This window comes from Helicobacter mustelae, assembly GCF_900476215.1.
GTDB lineage: Bacteria > Campylobacterota > Campylobacteria > Campylobacterales > Helicobacteraceae > Helicobacter_H > Helicobacter_H mustelae.
On sequence record NZ_LS483446.1, the window covers coordinates 636,806 to 653,263 of the forward strand.

Genomic DNA, 16,458 nt, shown 5'->3' on the forward strand with positions numbered 1-16,458 from the left:
CTATATGCGAAATTCAGGAAGTTTGTCAAAATTCAAATAGGTATAAACATTGTCTTTTTTATTTTCTAGTTTTTGTACAACATTATCAAAATATTCCTGCGGGGTTGGGATCTTGCCAAGTAATGCACATACCGCACCAAGCTCTGCGCTTCCAAGATAGACTTGCGCGCCTTTGCCCATGCGATTATCAAAATTTCTCGTAGAGGTGGAAAACACCACAGCATTATCATGCACTCTGGCTTGGTTGCCCATGCACAGGCTGCAGCCAGGGATCTCCATCCTCGCACCCGCTGCCCCAAACAAGGAGAGATAGCCCTCTTGTGTGAGTTTCTTTTCATCCATTTTTGTGGGAGGAGCGATCCATACTTGCGTTGGGCTGGCTCCAGCGCCCTTGACAATCTCACCAAATGCCCTAAAATGTCCAATATTTGTCATACAGCTTCCGATGAAAACCTCATCGATTTTGTGTGGACGCTTGGGATTTGCAAGCACTTCAGAGAGGGTGGCAACATCATCGGGATCATTGGGGCAGGCGAGTATGGGCTCTTTGATATCTGCGAGGTCAATCTCGATAATGGCAGCATATTCTGCATCCTTGTCCGCTTCAAGAAGCGTTGGATTTTTAATCCATTCTTGCATGGCTTTGGAGCGTTTTTGTAGTGTTTCTTTGTTGCCATAGCCCTCTTGGAGCATTTTTTCAATCAATGCGATATTGCTTTGGAGGTATTCGATGATTGGCTCTTTGTCAAGCTTGATGGCACAGGCTGCTGCACTGCGCTCTGCGCTTGCATCACTGAGCTCAAAGGCTTGTTCCACTTTGATATTTTCTAATCCCTCGATCTCTAGAATTTTTCCGTTGAAAATGTTTTTCTTTCCCTTCTTTTCCACGGTGAGCAGTCCTTTTTTGATTGCATAATAGGGGATGGCATTGACAAGATCGCGCAGTGTAATTCCTTTGTTCATCTTGCCCTTGAAGCGCACGAGCACGGATTCTGGCATATTGAGTGGCATCTGCCCTGTTACTGCTGCAAATGCAACAAGTCCACTTCCTGCAGGGAAGCTAATGCCAATGGGGAATCTTGTGTGGCTATCTCCGCCTGTGCCAAGCGTGTCAGGCAAACAGAAGCGATTGAGCCAAGAGTGAATGACTCCATCTTTTGGGCGTAGTGCCACCCCACCGCGAGAAGTGATGAAATCTGGTAGGGTTGCTTGCAGGCTGATATCAGAGGGTTTGGGATAGGCAGCAGTATGACAGAAGCTCTGCATTACAAAATCTGAGCTAAAAGCAAGGCTTGCAAGCTCTTTGATCTCATCCCTGGTCATCGCACCTGTAGTGTCTTGGCTGCCTACAGTGGTGGCCTTGGGTTCACAATATGTGCCTGGTAGTATGCCAGGGACTCCACAAGCCCTTCCTACGATTTTTTGCGCGAGGCTGTATCCCTTGGCTTTTTTCTCTGGGTTTTGGGGTTTGGCAAAGACATCAGATTCTCCAAGTCCTAAAAATGCTCTTGCCCTATTTGTAAGTCCACGCCCGATGATAAGAGGGATTCTCCCTCCTGCACGTACTTCATCAAAGATGGTATTGGGAGTGAGGGTAAAGTGACTAATGACTTGAGAGTCTTTTTTGATTACACCCTCATAAGGATAGACATCAATCACATCTCCTTCCAAGATCTTGGAAACATCTGCGACAATGGGTAGGGATCCGCTATCTTCGCAGGTATTGAAAAAGATAGGAGCGATGACGCTTCCAATGACGATGCCACCAGTTTTTTTGTTGGGGATGTAGGGGATTTCCTCGCCAAAATGCCACATGATGGAATTACAAGCAGACTTTCTAGAGCTTCCTGTGCCTACCACATCGCCTACATAGGCCACAGGGATATTTTTTTGTTTGATGGCATTGAGGCGATTTTCATAATCAGGGATGCGATTTTTTAGCATGGCTTTGGCATGCAGGGGGATGTCGCTTCTAGTAAATGCATCACTTGCAGGAGAGAGATCATCGGTGTTGGTTTCTCCATCGATTTTGAGTGCGCAAAGGGTGATTTTTTCTGGCAAGGGTTTTTTGTTGAGGAACCATTCTGCATTGGCCCAAGATTCTAGGACTTCTTTTGCAAGAGGAAGGGTGGAGGAGAGTTTGGCAATGGTATCAAAAGAATCATATACCAGCAGGGTATTTTTGAGTGCCTGTGCAGCTTCTTTTGCAACAGCGCTATCTTTGCTTTGCAAGGCTTCTATCAAATAAGGGACATTGTACCCCCCAAGCATCGTACCCAGGTACTTTGTGGCTTCGATGGGAGTGATGTTACTGATGTTTTTTTGTTTGAGTGCAATTTTTCCCAAAAATTCTGCTTTGATTTTTGCAGCATCATCCACCCCGGGATTTACGCGATGAATCAATAACTCCTTGGCGAATTCCTTTTCTTTGCCATTCTCTAAAATCTCAAGGATTGAGTGCATTTCTGCTGGGCTTAGTGGGAGCGGAGGAATCCCTTCTTTGGCTCTTTCTTCAACATGTTTTTGGTATTGAGTGAGAAAATTTTGCATGATATGATCCTTTTTTGATGTCTTTTTGATGTCCTAGTATTATATATTCCTAGGGTAAAGTATGGAATTTTTGCAGTGGATTTTTTGGATTGTGGTGGATTTTTGTGAGCTTTAGTGCTGTGGCTTTGTGAGAAAATCTTCAAGCCTGCCAAAGACAAATCCCTTTTTTTTCAGGATCTCAATCACCTTGGAAAGTCCTTCATAGCTGTCTTTTTCTGGATGATTGAAATGATAGATTAGAATCGAGCCATTTTTAACCAATGCGCTTTGTTTGATGATTTGCTCTGTATTGAAAGTAGCACCTGCATCACCCAGCACATCAAAGCCCATTGCCTGATAGCCTAGATCTTTTAGGATTTTTAAAGCCACGTCATCATAATATGCTGTGCCAGAGCGGAAAAATCGCGGAGGCTTTGCGCCAAGAATGATCATTTTTTTGTGATTTTGCATCACTTCTTCATAAACTTCTTTGATGTTTTTTGTGCCCTGGATATGATAGATGCTTTTTCCATCAACGCTCAGAGGCTTGTGCAATGTTCCATGGTTTTGCAAAGAAAAAAGAGGATTTTTGCTAAGACTTTTAAAAAGTGGAATATGCTTATCAATCCAGCGAGCATTTAAAAACAGCATCGCAGGAATATGTTGGGATTCTAAAAGTTTTAAGATCCTCTCATCCACCTTCCCGCTGCAGGCATCTAGAGTGAGGAAGACTATGGGTTTTGTGGTGGGGATATGATTGATGGAGCCAGAGGGATTTTCTGCAAAGATTTTTGGATGTTCCTTTGCATAGCGCAGGGTGAGCTCTTTGAGAGAGGCAGGGGTGGCTTTGAAATCTTGAGTCTTTGTGTCTAGGGTTTTGACATGCAGGGCTTTTATTTCAGAGGAATTGGAGCCTATGGTTTTGTCAGGGGAGGAGCTGAAACCTTGGGATTTGATGGGGCCTGCATAAAGACTCTCCCAAATGCCTAAGCAAAGAAAAAGTAATAAGACTTTTTGGATCTTGTGACTCATCAAAACACCACAGTTTTGTTGCCATAGACAAAGATTCTATCTTGCAAGGCGAGTTCTATTGCTTTTGCAAAAACGATTTTTTCGATATTGCGCCCGGCTTTTTGCATATCCCTCCAGCTATAGGTGTGGTTGATATTAATGACATCTTGAGCGATAATGGGCCCCTCATCAAGATTGTCATTGACAAAATGCGCGGTTGCACCAATGAGCTTCACCCCTCGCTCATAGGCTTGTTTATAGGGATTTGCTCCAATGAATGCGGGCAAAAAACTATGATGAATATTGATGATTTTTTGCTCATATTGTTTGACAAAATGCGGAGAGAGGATCCTCATGTATTTTGCCAACACCAAATAATCCACTTCATATTTGCTGCAGGCTTGCAGTATGCGCGCCTCATGCTCCTGGCGCGTGAGATTTTGGTGAGAAATATGAAGAAATTCTATGCCAAATTTGCCCACCAAATCCCCAAGATGAGGATAATTGCTAATCACTGCTTTGATTTCTACATCCAATTCCCCACTCTCATAGCGCAAGAGCAGATCTCCTAAGCAGTGATTTTCTTTTGTGCAAAAAATCAGCAGGGATTTTTTGCTTTGTGGGATGATTTTGATTTGGGATTCATGGGGCAGTGCATCGCTAAGCTGCTGGCCCAAAAGCTCTTTATCAAGCTCCCCGCTCACCTCCGTGCGCATGAAAAACATATTTTGCTCCTTGTCTACGAACTCATCATTTTTTTCGATATTGAGATTTGCTTTTGAGAGGATGGCAGAAATCTGAAAAATCAGCCCTTGCTGGTCAGGGCATAGAATCAGTATGGTGTGATTGTGTGAATTCAAAAAATATCCTTGTTATTGGAGTTGATAGGCAAAGTTTTTGAATAGAACTTGCGTGCTGGAATTTACAACGCGCTCTAAATAATTGTCAAATTTGCTTTTTTCTAGCCATATGGGATCTTGCACATGGGAGAAATTTTTTAGCGCCTCTATGGCATCATCCATTCCTCCGATCTCATCGATTAGACCCAGTTTTTGCGCATTTTTTGCAGTGAAGATCTTCCCCTCAGCAAAGCTCTTGTAATTGTGTTTATCCAGTTTTCTAGCATCACTTACATCATCAATAAACATCTGATATTCTTCTTGGATGAGATTTTTGATATAGGCATATTCCTCAGGTGTCCATTTGCGCAAAGGGGTGCCTACCTCTTTGTAGGCTCCAGCACTCACGCCTTGCTGACTTACTCCGATTTTTTGCATCAAATTTTGGATATTCATGCTGCTAAAGATCACTCCAATAGAACCAATGAGTGCACCGCGATTTGCAAAGATTTGCTTAGAATACATGCCTCCATAATAGCTTCCACTTGCCATTACTCCTTGCACATAGGCCACTACTGGGATGCGTTGATTGAGCTCCCTTATCATATCACTGATTTCTACGCTAGCGCTGACCGCACCCCCTGGAGAATTAATCAGCAATAAAGCTCCCTTGATATTGGGGTTTGCTTTGATTTTTTTGATCTGTTCATAGATGGAGGTGGAATCGATGATGGGTCCATGCAGATAGATTTTGGCAAGATTGGCATTTTTTTGCCCTCCATCATTGTGCAAAAAAAAGAAAAGCAAAACAATGATGAGTAAGAATATACAGGCTTTGAAATATTTTGTAATGAATGCAAATGGGGCTAATAAAATATTGGCAAGTGTTCTCAAATCTTTCTCCTTGCAAAGAGTTGGGAAAATCTCTGAAATAAAAGGCGTATTTTATCGTATTTTTTGGTATCTTTATCTACATTTTGGTTCCTTCATGAAGGGGTTGGGAGTGTTTATCATTTTTCTATAAGATGGCCAAAGGATGGAATTTTTGCCAAGGAAAACCTAGATTTTTGGGCTTTTGGCGTGATTTCATTTAAGCCGTGATTTTATTTAAGTGAGGAATGATGAACAAACTTACAGAGCAGGAAGCCTATGTGATTTTACAGAAAGGCACCGAACCACCCTTTAGTGGTGAATATGATCAGCATTTTGAGGAGGGGGTTTATGTTTGTAGACAATGTGAGAATCCCCTCTTTACCTCAGAGGCAAAATTCAAGTCTGGATGCGGCTGGCCTAGCTTTGATGATTGTATTTTGGATGGCGTTCGGGAGAGTTTGGATAATGATGGCAGGAGGATTGAGATCACTTGCGCGCGCTGTGGTGGGCATTTGGGGCATGTATTTCGGGGGGAAGGCTTCACGCAAAAAGACACGCGACATTGCGTAAACTCTCTATCCATTCGTTTCAAAAAATCCGATGCAAAATCTCTATAAAGATACAAAAGCGCTGGATTCGCGCTGTTATATGCAGTTTGGGCTAGAGCCTGAGATATTGATGGAAAATGCTGGCAATGCGTTAAAAAATCTCATCATGCGTCTTGTGCAGAGGGGAAGTGTGATTAGCATTGTGTGCGGGGGTGGGGACAATGGGGGAGATGGATATGTGCTAGCAAGGCAGCTGCTGGGGGATTATCGTGTGTGGGTATATAGTGCCAAGCCTCCCAAGAGCAAAAACTGCATCAAGCAGCATGAGCGCGCCACTGCGCTGGGAGTGGAATTTGTCAAAAAGCTTCTACCCTGTGATGTGGTGGTGGATTGCTTTATTGGAAGTGGATTGCAAAGTACCCTGGATGCAGAGGCAAACAAACTTATAGATTCCATGAATCGTGTGGGAAGGATAAAAATTGCCTGCGATATCCCCAGTGGTGTGCGAGCCTATGGAGACATAGCAAAGGCTTTTTTGGCAGATTATACCCTGGCGATGGGAGCGCGTAATGTGGCTTTGTATCGCGATGAGGCCAAGGCCTATGTGGGGGTGGTGGAAGTAGGGGATTTGGGCGTGAGTGCCAGTAAATATGAAGTGGATTCTCATATCAAGCTTTTGGAAGCCAGTGATTTGCAATTGCCTCTGCGCAAAAATCCCAATGTCCACAAAGGAGATTTTGGGCATTTGTGCGTATATGCGGGGGAGAAGAGTGGAGCGGGAAGCCTTTGTGCGCTGGCGGGATTGCGCATAGGTGCTGGTAGCGTGAGTGTCATTGGGGATTTGCATCCTTATTTTGCTGAGGTGATGTATATGAGCATACCAAGTGCTAAAACCAGTGCTTTTTGCATAGGTATGGGCATGGGTACAGAGATCCCAGAGGTATTTTTGGCATTAGATCCTATGCTTCCCTGTGTCTTGGATGCAGATATTTTGCGTCATGAGAGGATTGCAGAACTTCTCTCCTCCCATCAAAATATTGTGATTACACCTCACTGTGGCGAGTTTTTGAACTTATGGGAGCGCTGTGGCATGGGCGAGCTTGCAAAAGAGGATTTTTTGGCAGATAAGATGGAATACTTCATGCGTTTTTGTAGCAAATATCCCCATGTCGTGATGGTGCTCAAGGGTGCGAATGTGATGATTGCTAAAAAAGATAGAGTCTATATCAATGCGCTGGGGAATGCCGCACTAGCCAAGGCTGGTAGTGGAGATGTACTAGCAGGCATCATAGGTGGCTTACTGGCACAGGGATTTTTGCCCCTGGAGGCTGCATTGCATGGCAGTCTCATTCATAGCCTGTGCGCGCAGGATTTTTGTGAGAAAAATTATGCGCTTACCCCGCTAGATATCATTGCAACACTAGGGAGGGTTGTCTTAGAATAAACCCCACAGGGATTCTATCTTTTTTAAACTCCTTTGAGCTTTAGGCCACTAGAAGGTGGACTCTTGCTCTCTTTATTGTTAATATTGGCTTCCTTCCATTGGTTTATCTCGCTCTATTAAAAGGAGTTCTTCTTTTGTGTAGCCTGCTTGCAAGCGAGCTTCTTTATTGAGGATTTTGCTCATTGGAGAAAAGTGCCTGTAATCCCGCAGTAGACTCAAAAAATCCTCCCCTTCTTTTTTGTAGGCGCGCCACCATTTGTCCCCCTTATGTACATGAGAGATTTCATCCCTTAGGATGATGTCTAGCACAGAGAGTGCTTTTTTTGCGATCGCATGCGAGCTTTGGGAGATTTTTTGGGCGACAAAGGGATTGGCATCTAGTCCATTGGCTTCTAGTGCACGATGCACAAGTCCCATCCTATGACTTAGGGAGTGATTGGTGGCCATTTGCGCATCAAAGAGATTTTGATGCACCGGAAAGTCCCCATAATCAAAGCCTAGATCCTGCAGCAAGGATCTAAGCAAGAGAAAATGAGAGATCTCCTCTTGTGCAACCTCTAGCCAATCTGTGTAATATTGAGGGCTAAGATTGCGAAAGCGATAGCTCGCATCTAGGGCTAGATCAATGGCGCTGTATTCGATATGCACGATGGAGTGGATGACTTTTGCCAGTGTATTGGTGCTGGAGAGATCTTTGGGGCGTCGGATCCTTGTGGGGTGGATGATTTGACAAAAGCTATGATAGCTGGGCAGAGGGGAGATTTTGATAGGAGATTGATGGTCAAAATCATATTTTTTTGTGTAGTGGAAGTCTTCATGAAATTCTCTAAAGAGCGCAATTTTTTGATCGGGATCCTCTGCAAAGAGGATCTTTTCTAATGCGGCGAAAAAATTCATTTTTTGAGTCTGCTGCGATAGAGCAAAAGAGCTCCTATGAGAAGCAAAAAAACTATGCTCTCATAAAATAAGCCACTAAAATCCTGCATTATTTGCTCGCAGTGATGTGAATATCCTCAATTACATCTCCCTGCTTTAGAGAATCTAGCACAGCCATGCTTTGGCTGTCCTTTTCATCAATGCGTCCAAATACTGTATGTTCTCCATCAAGATGGGGTAATGCCACAAAGCAGAGAAAAAACTGACTCCCTCCTGTGTCTCTCCCTGCATGAGCCATACTTAGGCTGCCTTTGAGATGTTTGTGGGGATTGTTTTTGAGTTCACAAGTAATGCGCCATCCAGGGCCTCCTGTACCAGTTCCCTTGGGACAACCACCCTGTGCTACAAATCCTGCGATCACGCGGTGAAAGCTTAGACCCTTATAAAATCCCTCTTTGCTGAGTGTGGCAAAATTGCTGACTGCTTGAGGGGCGGATTCTGGGAATAATTTCACTACGATCTCTCCTTTGTTTGTCTTTATGGTGGCATATTGGTAGCCCTGTAATTCTTCTTTTGTGGGGTTGTAGGTTTTTAATTCTTCATACATGAGATGTCCTTTAAGATTTTGTAATATAATTCTACTCAAAAAACGCATGAGAAAGAGTGGGGAATGATAAAAAAAATTGTTTTGGTGATGGGTGTTTTGCTATTTTCTTTTGCTTCAGAAGATGTGGAATTGGATGCGCCAGGATTGGAAAAGAGTCTGCAAAAGGGGGGGCAAAAAAACACAGGCAAACTCCACAAAAATAGATCACAAAAAAGCCCTTATGACACACAGCTAGAAAAAGACGACTCAGATGAATTGGATGCTTCAGATGAGGCTGCTAACTCAGATGATTTGGATACAGAGGGGCAGCAAAATGTAGAAGCATCAAGTCTAGATGGATTGGAGAATTTTTTTATCGAAAATCAAAAAATTCTCAAAGAAAGGCAAGAGGCTAGGGCATCCTTGCAGAAATGGGTGCATTCCATTGGTGTTTTGAATGTGTATTTTGATAATGGCACATTGCAGTATGGCTATGGAGTGTTGTTGAAAAATGGGAGATTTCTCACAAGCTCAGAGATTTTGCATAATTTTGGGAAATATCCTAGAAAAATCCAGTTGCGCATGCAAGATGACAGCGCGCAGGTGCTCATCTGTATCGCGGATTTGCAGATTGAGGCCATCGACAATACTACTGGGCTTGCGCTGCTAAGGACCCAGGGGTTCACAGATGATTATTGCAAGGTGCGCACGGAGAGTTTTTATCATAAGCGCATCTATGATTTGTTTTACCTCACTCCCCAAAAACTTCCTCCCAAAGCCCCTGAGACAATGCTGTATTATCCAAAGGTTTCCAAGCAATATTATTTTGGCGTCTTGCAAAATGAAATTCTATCCACCCAAGAGCTAGAGACTGGTGGGGCTGCTTATCAGATCGATGACAAGAAGATGAATAAGATGATTTTGGGCAGGCCATTTTTTGACAAAGACGGTGCTTTTGTGGGAATTTTCACCATCCATGCAGATAATGCGATGCCCGTGGTCTTGGATTCTACTGCGGTTTTTTTGTTCTTGCAGAATCTAAGAGGCAAAGATTTCTAACCTCCTTCCCTTGCTAATACTCCAGGGTTTCCCAAGGATTTTGAGATTTTGAGAGTGGTGCTCTGTTTTTGGGTTTTTATTTGAGTTTTTGGTGTGGGTTTTTATTTGATTTTTATCCAAGCAAGAGGGATTTTCTTGGTTTCTTTGATTCAAACAGCGTGGGAAGTGTTTGTTTTCTTGTCTCTCAAGGATCTTTTTTCATTCAAAGCCAAAAAACCAAGTTTCTTATGTCTTTAATCAGGTTAAAATTTTATTTTCAGTGATCTTGGAGGTGGGAGGATTTGGCTAAGAGCAAGAAAATGACGGAAAGATTCTAGGGGGTGATGGAGAAATTCTACAAAGATCTAAAGATAAGAAGAAGCCTAGAAGAAGCTTACGAAAATAAAAAATGCTAGGGCAGAGAGGAGAAACTCCTCTCTTTGGTGAAGTTAAATATTGTCTAGTCTTTAGAAGCTATAGGTGAAACTAAACATAAAGTTACTGCGGTCTTGCGTAACATTTTTGGTTGCCTTGAAGGGAGAACCAGGAAGATAGTAGCTCCCAGGATTGTTGGGAATCAAGGCAATCACATAGCCTTTATGCAATGTGGCGGTTTGCCATTCTAGCTTGAACCACATTTTAAAGTACTTGTTAACTGTGTAATAGAGGTTGAATGGTATGGATGCTTCGTTTTCAAAAGGAGAACGAGTGATTCTTCCCAAAATCCTCCATTCAAGTTTCCCACCAAGATGGCTTCCACCTACATAAATATATCCTGACTTTGCATTTTTGGTAAGAGCTGCGGTCATCCCACCCATTTGATAAACGGTGCTTGACCAGTAGTTCCATGGAATCCAGGGGTTACCGTAGGTACCGAGTTGGGCGTTGGCGTTTCCAAAGTTAAAGTATCCTCCTGCCGCGATATAGTAGTTGTTGATATCCACTTGCTCGGTGAAATTAAGAGTCTGTGCGTCATGGCCCGCGATGGCTAGATATCTCCATTGCTTAGCTGCTGCTGGGGTATGATGTACATACATGAAGTTAACTGTAGTTTTAGAGCGCACACCCTGTTTGTTGAAATTAGGATTGCTATCATAAATCAACTTGAGAATGGGGGCAACATAGAAATCCGGTGAAATGTAAACATAGGGTTGAATATGGAATCCAGATTTAAAGGTGTAGGAAAGTTGGAGGATATGGATACCATAGTTGACGTTATTCATTTGTTTTGGGTTATACCATGGATACATCCATGAGCCCTCTGCAAACGCACGGCCAAAGGAGCTGTACCACCAGAGATTCAGCCCTTTGTATTTGTAGTCTAGCTCAAAACCCTGTGTATATGCATACATGAATTCTGCGCTACTTTCGTAACGGCCGCCTTTGATGCTGAAAACATGATCCGCAGTTCCATCTGCATTGGGTTTTCTGATTTCATATCTGCCATAGAGGTTATAGATGTTGGCATTGGCAATGACATACCATGCACCAACAACAGAATCCCCACTTTTTAGGTTGAAGTTTTTGTCAAAGTCGGCGTTTCCCCATCTTCTCGAGTTATCATAGATAAGTCCACCAGCAAAAATACCGATACTGCCCGTGAAGCTTTGTCCAGATTCTTTCTGTTCTTTGGAGAGGAAGTCTGCATCAACTTGCGCCTTTACAATGAAGGTACCCCAACTCTCAGTTGGGTAAAGATTCTCTTTCACATTCATAGGCGCATTATTGAAACCTATTCTGTTGAAGCTCGTGAGGGAGCCAGATGGCTTGAAGTCCATTGCCCCGGCCGAGCCACTCATCGCTACTAAAAGCGTCGTTAGGGAGGAGAGCTTTTTCAATGTTTATTCCTTTTTTTTTGGATCTACTAAAATAAAGTTTCATGATGCCTACCCCATGTGCAATATCTTGACAAAGACTCGACATCTACCGAAATTCTATCGAAAAATTCTAAATTTATTAATTTTTGTATAAAAAAATCTTGAAATATTAATAAAAATGTTATATTTATTACAAAGCTTAAGGTTTTATAAAGGAGGTAATTTATCTTACACCAGGGAAGATTCCCTGGTTTCTAGAAGCCATAAGTCAGTATAATCATAGCTTGACTGCGGTCTTGTGTAATGCTTTTTTTGATTCGAAAGGGTGAAGCATCAATATCTAGTGTCGAGCTTGTGGTAAAGACAAATCCCGCATGTGTTGTTACTCTCTGCCACTCTAGCTTGAACCATATGCGAAAATGTTTGTTAAAGGTGTAGTAGAGATTGAGTGGGATTGCCTTTTCATCCGCGCGAATTGAATAGGTTAATCTCCCCAAAATATCCCATTTGAAATTTCCATGTTGCCCGCCACCATAGATGTAGCCTGTCTTTGCATCTTTGGTAACAGCATTAGACACAGCACTCATGTTATAAACGGTATTTGTCCAAAAATCCCATGGGCCAATCGCCCCATTTCCATAAGTTCCAATCTGCGCATTACCATTGCCAAAGTTCTGATACCATCCAGCCCCGATGTAATAATTATTAATATCCACTTGCTGCAAAATTGCAAGAGTATGCCCCTCTTTTCCTGTTAGGAATTGATAGGCCCACTGTTTGCTTGCTGCAGGGGTGTTAAAGGAGGACATAAAAATGACTCTTGTCACAGATCGCACGCCCTCTCTGTTGAAGCCGGGATTGCTGTCATATTTGGCCTCTATGATGGGGGCAACATAGAAATCTGGCGAAAAATAAACAAATGGCGAAATATAAAACCCTGAATTAAAACTATAGGAAGCCTTGAGAACATGGATGCCATAGTTGGTGTTGTTCATTTTTTTGCGTGCATAAAAATCATAAATCCACTCAGAATACGCAAATCCGCGGCCAAAGGAGCTAAACCACCAAAGTTCTAAGCCTTTGTATCGATAATCTAGCTCAAAGCCTTGGTTAAAACCGCTCATGAACATCGCAGTGCTCTTATAACGTCCTCCCTTTATGGTAAAGATATGTTCTGCAGTTCCATCTGCATTGGGTCTTTGTATTTGGTATTGGAGATAGAGATTATAAAGTACGCCATTTGTGATGATGTAGTTGGTCCCAGCGATGGAGTCTCCGCTTTTGACATGGAAATTCCTTTCAAAGTCCACATTCCCCCATCTTCTAGTGTCATCATAGATTATGCCACCTGCAAGAAATCCAATGCCGCCAGTAAAACTCTGCCCTGATTCTTTTTGCTCTTTTGTAAGGAAATCCCCATCCACCTGCACCCTAGCGATCAAGGTTCCAAAAGTGTCGGTAGGATAACGTCCTTCTTTTACATTCATAGGAGCATTGTTAAACCCGATTTTGTTAAATGTTTCCACAGCACCAGAGATTTTTGCATCCATGCCTTGGAGAGTGTTGCTAGAAATTGCAAGAAATGCCAAGGAAATGTAAACCTTTTTCATATCGTTTCCTGTTTAGTGGGATAAAATCTGCCATGATAGTTTAGCGATTTTGGAATCTAACTACCCTTGTTTTTTACGATTGATGTCTTCTGCAGATTCTCCACGCTTATGCTAGCATATCATTTGTTTTTTGTTATCTCTTTAAGTTTCCAAAATAAAAAATATGTGTAAAAACTATACAGAGAAAAATTTTCCAAAAAGTCAGTTCATAATACACAAGTGTTCCATGGCGATTTCATAGCACCTTAGGGAATTTTCCTGCGATTGTTAGTGGTATTTTTTGGTGATTTTTCCTAGGGGTTTTCCTGGGTGATGCAGTACTCCATCACTGCCATACGGATAAGTACTCCATTGCTTACTTGATCAAGGACTTTGCAGCGAGGATCTTTTAGGACCTCATCCCCTAAATCGATATTATGATGTACCGGCCCTGGATGCAATACAATAAGATCATGATAGCCTAGGATTTCTTTGGTGATGCAAAAATCCCTGGCATAGTCCTGCAAGGAGCCATAGATTTGATAATCATGGCGCTCTGTTTGTGTGCGAAGGCTAATGAGGATATCAAGATTTTTGAGGGATTCTTTGAGATTGTGTGTGGTTTTTAGCGTGGTTTCAGGGAGAAAATGTGGGGGTGCAATCAAAGTAATCTCTAGTCCAAAGCGCGAGAGAAGTTCGATATTGCTATTTGCAACTCGAGAGTTTTTGATATCTCCAACAATCCCCACGCGCTTGCCCTCCACCTTCCCATCAAAGTGATTAAAGATAGTTAGTAGATCTAGGAGGGCCTGGGTAGGATGAGCATGTGCGCCATCTCCTCCATTGATGATGGGACAGTTCACATATCTTGCGAGATGCTCACCCGCACCCGCATTCTTGTGTCGAATGATGATTGCATGCGGGTGCATGGCATTGAGATTTGCAGCGGTATCACCGATGGTTTCTCCCTTGCTCGTGGAGCTTCTTGAGACATCTAGCCTTATCACACTTGCTCCTAGATTTTTTGCTGCAATCTCAAAGCTGCTGAGTGTGCGCGTAGAATTTTCAAAAAATGCAGTGATGATGAGCTTATCCTCTAGGGGTTTTTTTGCCAATTTTTTGGGATAGGAATTTGCCTTTTTTAAAATCTCTAAAATCTCCAAAATCTCAAGGTCGCTTGTTTTGATGAGGTGGCGCATGTTGTCTCCGCTCTGTTAGAATTTTATTATTATTTTATCTCAAAAACATGGTCTCAAAAACATTGGAAGTGGTGAAGTTTTGCAGAGAATCTTAGTTTTAATCATGCTCCTTTTTTTGGAAGGATGTAATACTTTTTTTGGTCAAGAAGATGGAGTAGACATCCTGGCAGAAAAAAAGGTGCAGGCCAGCCGCAAGGCTGAGATCATTGAAAATCACAAGATTCTCATGACCATGGTAGTCACCTATCTCAATGAAGTAAGCGAGCTTGCCTACTATAATCGCAAGTATTTTTTTGTAGAAATCTTCCAGGAAGACAGTAGCAGTGATGCCCCATTGATTGATTATTTTTTGAATGGGCAAAAATCCCTGTGGGTGCGGGAGATTCATGAGGATGAATTTGACAAAATCCTCATCCCCAGAAACAAATGGAGCAAATGCTTTTTGGTGGCTTTTCATGATCTTAATGAATTAGAGAGTAGGGACATGGTCTTAAAAGCAGAGGTCTCATCCATGGGGACCATGACTTTTGATTTTAGTTTCAAGACTCTTCCTATGCAGTTTTGATGCGTCTAGATGTTTTTCTTTCCCAGAGATTTTCTTTGAGTCGAGAGAAATCTGCTGCTTTGATTAAGGGAGGAAAAGTCAAGATGGAGGGCAAAATCCTCAATAAAGCAAGTTTTCAAGTTGATGGGCTAGAGGATTTTATCGAGCTTTGTGAGTTGCCTCGCTTTGTCTCTAGGGCTGGAGAGAAGCTCTATGGCTTTTTGCAGGGATGGGATTTAAGCGGGTGGTGCGTGCTAGATGTGGGTGCGAGCATGGGAGGATTTAGCCAGGTGGCATTGCTACTTGGTGCAAAAGAGGTGCATTGTGTGGATGTGGGCAGGAATCAATTGAGTGAGGTTTTGCGCAAGGATACTCGCATAGAGGTTTATGAGGAATGTGATATTCGAGATTTTCTCCCTAGGGATGGGAGAGAGGGATATGATTTGCTGTTATGTGATTTGAGTTTTATTGGGATTGAGAAGATTTTTTTTGCGCTATCAAAATGGAGTAAAAACATGGTTTTACTCTTTAAGCCACAATTTGAAGTGGGCAGAAATGTCAAGCGCAACAAAAAAGGTGTGGTGTGTGATCAGGATGCCATTATGAAGGCATTGGGGGATTTTCGGACTTATGTGGATTTGCAGGGCTATGAGATTATCAGGGAGCAAAAATCTATCTTGAAGGGAAAGGCAGGGAATGAGGAATTTTTCTTATTTTTGCAACGAAGAGATTGAAGAGCTTGCCATTGGCAAATTTGATGGTGTGCATTTGGGACATCAGAGATTATTGCAAGAGCTAGGTAGCTTTGGTGGGGTTTTGATTATCACACAAAATCCGCAGAAAAAGTCTGATGGGGCTTTGAGTAATCTCTCTTGGCGCCAAACATGGATTAAGCAAAAGGTTTTTTTTCTAGAGTTTGAGGCTATTAAAGAATGGAGCGGGGAGGAATTTCTCTGCTTTTTGAAAGAGCATTTTAAAAAGCTCAAAAAGCTTGTCGTGGGCTATGATTTTTGTTTTGGCAGGGCGCGGCAGTATACCAGCAGGGATTTATGCCATTTGTTTGATGGGGATGTGGTGATTGTGCCTGAGGTTATAGAGAAGGGCATTCCTGTGCACACACAAAAGATTAAAGAATTACTGCTCTTAGGCGAGCTGTCTTTGGCAAATCTTTTGCTAGGTAGAGACTATCAGATTCAGGGTGCTGTGATTAAGGGGCAGGGCCTTGGCAGAAAGAGCCTTTATCCCACCTTCAATCTCAGGGTCCAAAATTATGTCATCCCCAAAGATGGGGTTTATGCAGGATATGTGCAGGATGGAGAGGATAGGATTGCTTGTGCTATCTTTGTGGGAGTGCGCAGTACAGATGGGGCCTTTAGCATAGAGGTGCATTTATTAGAGAAGTTTAGAGAGTTTGGGCATATGACCTTGCAATTTAGGGAGCGTATCCGCGATAATCTTAGCTTTGCAAATTTAAAAGATCTCAAAAAACAAATCACCCAAGATTTGCAAAACATCAAAAATATACTAAAATTGGATTCTTAAAACCCAAAAAATCCATCTATCCA

General features: G+C 42.5%; 15 protein-coding genes. 6 read left to right on the plus strand and 9 right to left on the minus strand.

Annotation, left to right across the window (positions count from 1 at the left end):
- From acnB to sppA, 4 genes are all read right to left on the minus strand, one after another.
- Complete coding sequence (gene acnB / locus DQN48_RS03025) at positions 1-2,550, minus strand: bifunctional aconitate hydratase 2/2-methylisocitrate dehydratase (RefSeq protein WP_013022900.1); 2,550 nt, start codon at positions 2,548-2,550, stop codon at positions 1-3.
- Positions 2,551-2,661: 111 nt separating this feature from the next.
- Positions 2,662-3,561: a polysaccharide deacetylase family protein gene (locus DQN48_RS03030; protein WP_013022901.1), complete on the minus strand. Its 900-nt coding sequence runs from the start codon at positions 3,559-3,561 to the stop codon at positions 2,662-2,664.
- Entirely contained in the window at positions 3,561-4,400 is an 840-nt protein-coding gene (gene purU / locus DQN48_RS03035; protein ID WP_013022902.1) for a formyltetrahydrofolate deformylase, read from the minus strand. Before purU ends, DQN48_RS03030 begins: the two co-directional genes overlap by 1 nt.
- A gap of 12 nt (positions 4,401-4,412) precedes the next feature.
- The gene (gene sppA, locus DQN48_RS03040) at positions 4,413-5,273 is read right to left on the minus strand and encodes a signal peptide peptidase SppA (RefSeq protein ID WP_013022903.1); all 861 of its coding nucleotides are present in this window, start codon (positions 5,271-5,273) and stop codon (positions 4,413-4,415) included.
- 227 nt (positions 5,274-5,500) lie between these two features.
- Here sppA and DQN48_RS03045 point away from each other — a divergent pair, with 227 nt between their 5' ends.
- Together DQN48_RS03045 and DQN48_RS03050 are read left to right on the plus strand one after the other, a co-directional pair.
- Entirely contained in the window at positions 5,501-5,869 is a 369-nt protein-coding gene (locus DQN48_RS03045; protein ID WP_013022904.1) for a methionine-R-sulfoxide reductase, read from the plus strand.
- Complete coding sequence (locus DQN48_RS03050; protein WP_041913094.1) at positions 5,853-7,244, plus strand: NAD(P)H-hydrate epimerase; 1,392 nt, start codon at positions 5,853-5,855, stop codon at positions 7,242-7,244. Before DQN48_RS03045 ends, DQN48_RS03050 begins: the two co-directional genes overlap by 17 nt.
- Positions 7,245-7,322: 78 nt before the next feature.
- On the opposite strand, the gene DQN48_RS03055 is transcribed toward DQN48_RS03050, so the two are convergent.
- Together DQN48_RS03055 and DQN48_RS03060 are read right to left on the minus strand one after the other, a co-directional pair.
- Positions 7,323-8,141, minus strand: a complete 819-nt coding sequence (locus DQN48_RS03055; RefSeq protein WP_013022906.1) for a ferritin-like domain-containing protein — start codon at positions 8,139-8,141, stop codon at positions 7,323-7,325.
- 88 nt (positions 8,142-8,229) lie between these two features.
- The gene (locus tag DQN48_RS03060) at positions 8,230-8,727 is read right to left on the minus strand and encodes a peptidylprolyl isomerase (protein ID WP_013022907.1); all 498 of its coding nucleotides are present in this window, start codon (positions 8,725-8,727) and stop codon (positions 8,230-8,232) included.
- Between the two features lie 63 nt (positions 8,728-8,790).
- Here DQN48_RS03060 and DQN48_RS03065 point away from each other — a divergent pair, with 63 nt between their 5' ends.
- Positions 8,791-9,765 (plus strand): hypothetical protein, encoded by a 975-nt coding sequence (locus tag DQN48_RS03065; protein ID WP_013022908.1) that lies wholly within the window; start codon positions 8,791-8,793, stop codon positions 9,763-9,765.
- 446 nt (positions 9,766-10,211) lie between these two features.
- Here DQN48_RS03065 and DQN48_RS03070 read toward each other — a convergent pair whose 3' ends face one another.
- The 3 genes from DQN48_RS03070 to DQN48_RS03080 all read right to left on the minus strand — a co-directional run bounded on the left by DQN48_RS03070 (position 10,212) and on the right by DQN48_RS03080 (position 14,349).
- Entirely contained in the window at positions 10,212-11,582 is a 1,371-nt protein-coding gene (locus DQN48_RS03070; RefSeq protein WP_013022909.1) for an outer membrane family protein, read from the minus strand.
- Between the two features lie 233 nt (positions 11,583-11,815).
- Positions 11,816-13,171, minus strand: coding sequence for an outer membrane family protein (locus DQN48_RS03075; protein ID WP_013022910.1), 1,356 nt, complete (start codon positions 13,169-13,171; stop codon positions 11,816-11,818).
- Between the two features lie 293 nt (positions 13,172-13,464).
- On the minus strand, positions 13,465-14,349 hold the full coding sequence (locus tag DQN48_RS03080) for an aspartate carbamoyltransferase catalytic subunit (RefSeq protein WP_013022911.1): 885 nt from the start codon (positions 14,347-14,349) through the stop codon (positions 13,465-13,467).
- 103 nt (positions 14,350-14,452) lie between these two features.
- Here DQN48_RS03080 and DQN48_RS03085 point away from each other — a divergent pair, with 103 nt between their 5' ends.
- From DQN48_RS03085 to DQN48_RS03095, 3 genes are read left to right on the plus strand one after another with little or no spacing between them, the layout of a single operon-like run.
- Positions 14,453-14,914: a hypothetical protein gene (locus tag DQN48_RS03085; RefSeq protein ID WP_013022912.1), complete on the plus strand. Its 462-nt coding sequence runs from the start codon at positions 14,453-14,455 to the stop codon at positions 14,912-14,914.
- Positions 14,914-15,627 carry a 23S rRNA (cytidine-2'-O)-methyltransferase TlyA gene (gene tlyA / locus DQN48_RS03090; protein ID WP_013022913.1) on the plus strand — a complete coding sequence of 238 codons (714 nt, stop codon included), beginning with the start codon at positions 14,914-14,916 and terminating at the stop codon, positions 15,625-15,627. The genes DQN48_RS03085 and tlyA overlap by 1 nt, the downstream gene beginning before the upstream one ends.
- On the plus strand, positions 15,590-16,435 hold the full coding sequence (locus DQN48_RS03095) for a bifunctional riboflavin kinase/FAD synthetase (protein WP_013022914.1): 846 nt from the start codon (positions 15,590-15,592) through the stop codon (positions 16,433-16,435). Before tlyA ends, DQN48_RS03095 begins: the two co-directional genes overlap by 38 nt.
- Positions 16,436-16,458: the final 23 nt, after the last annotated feature.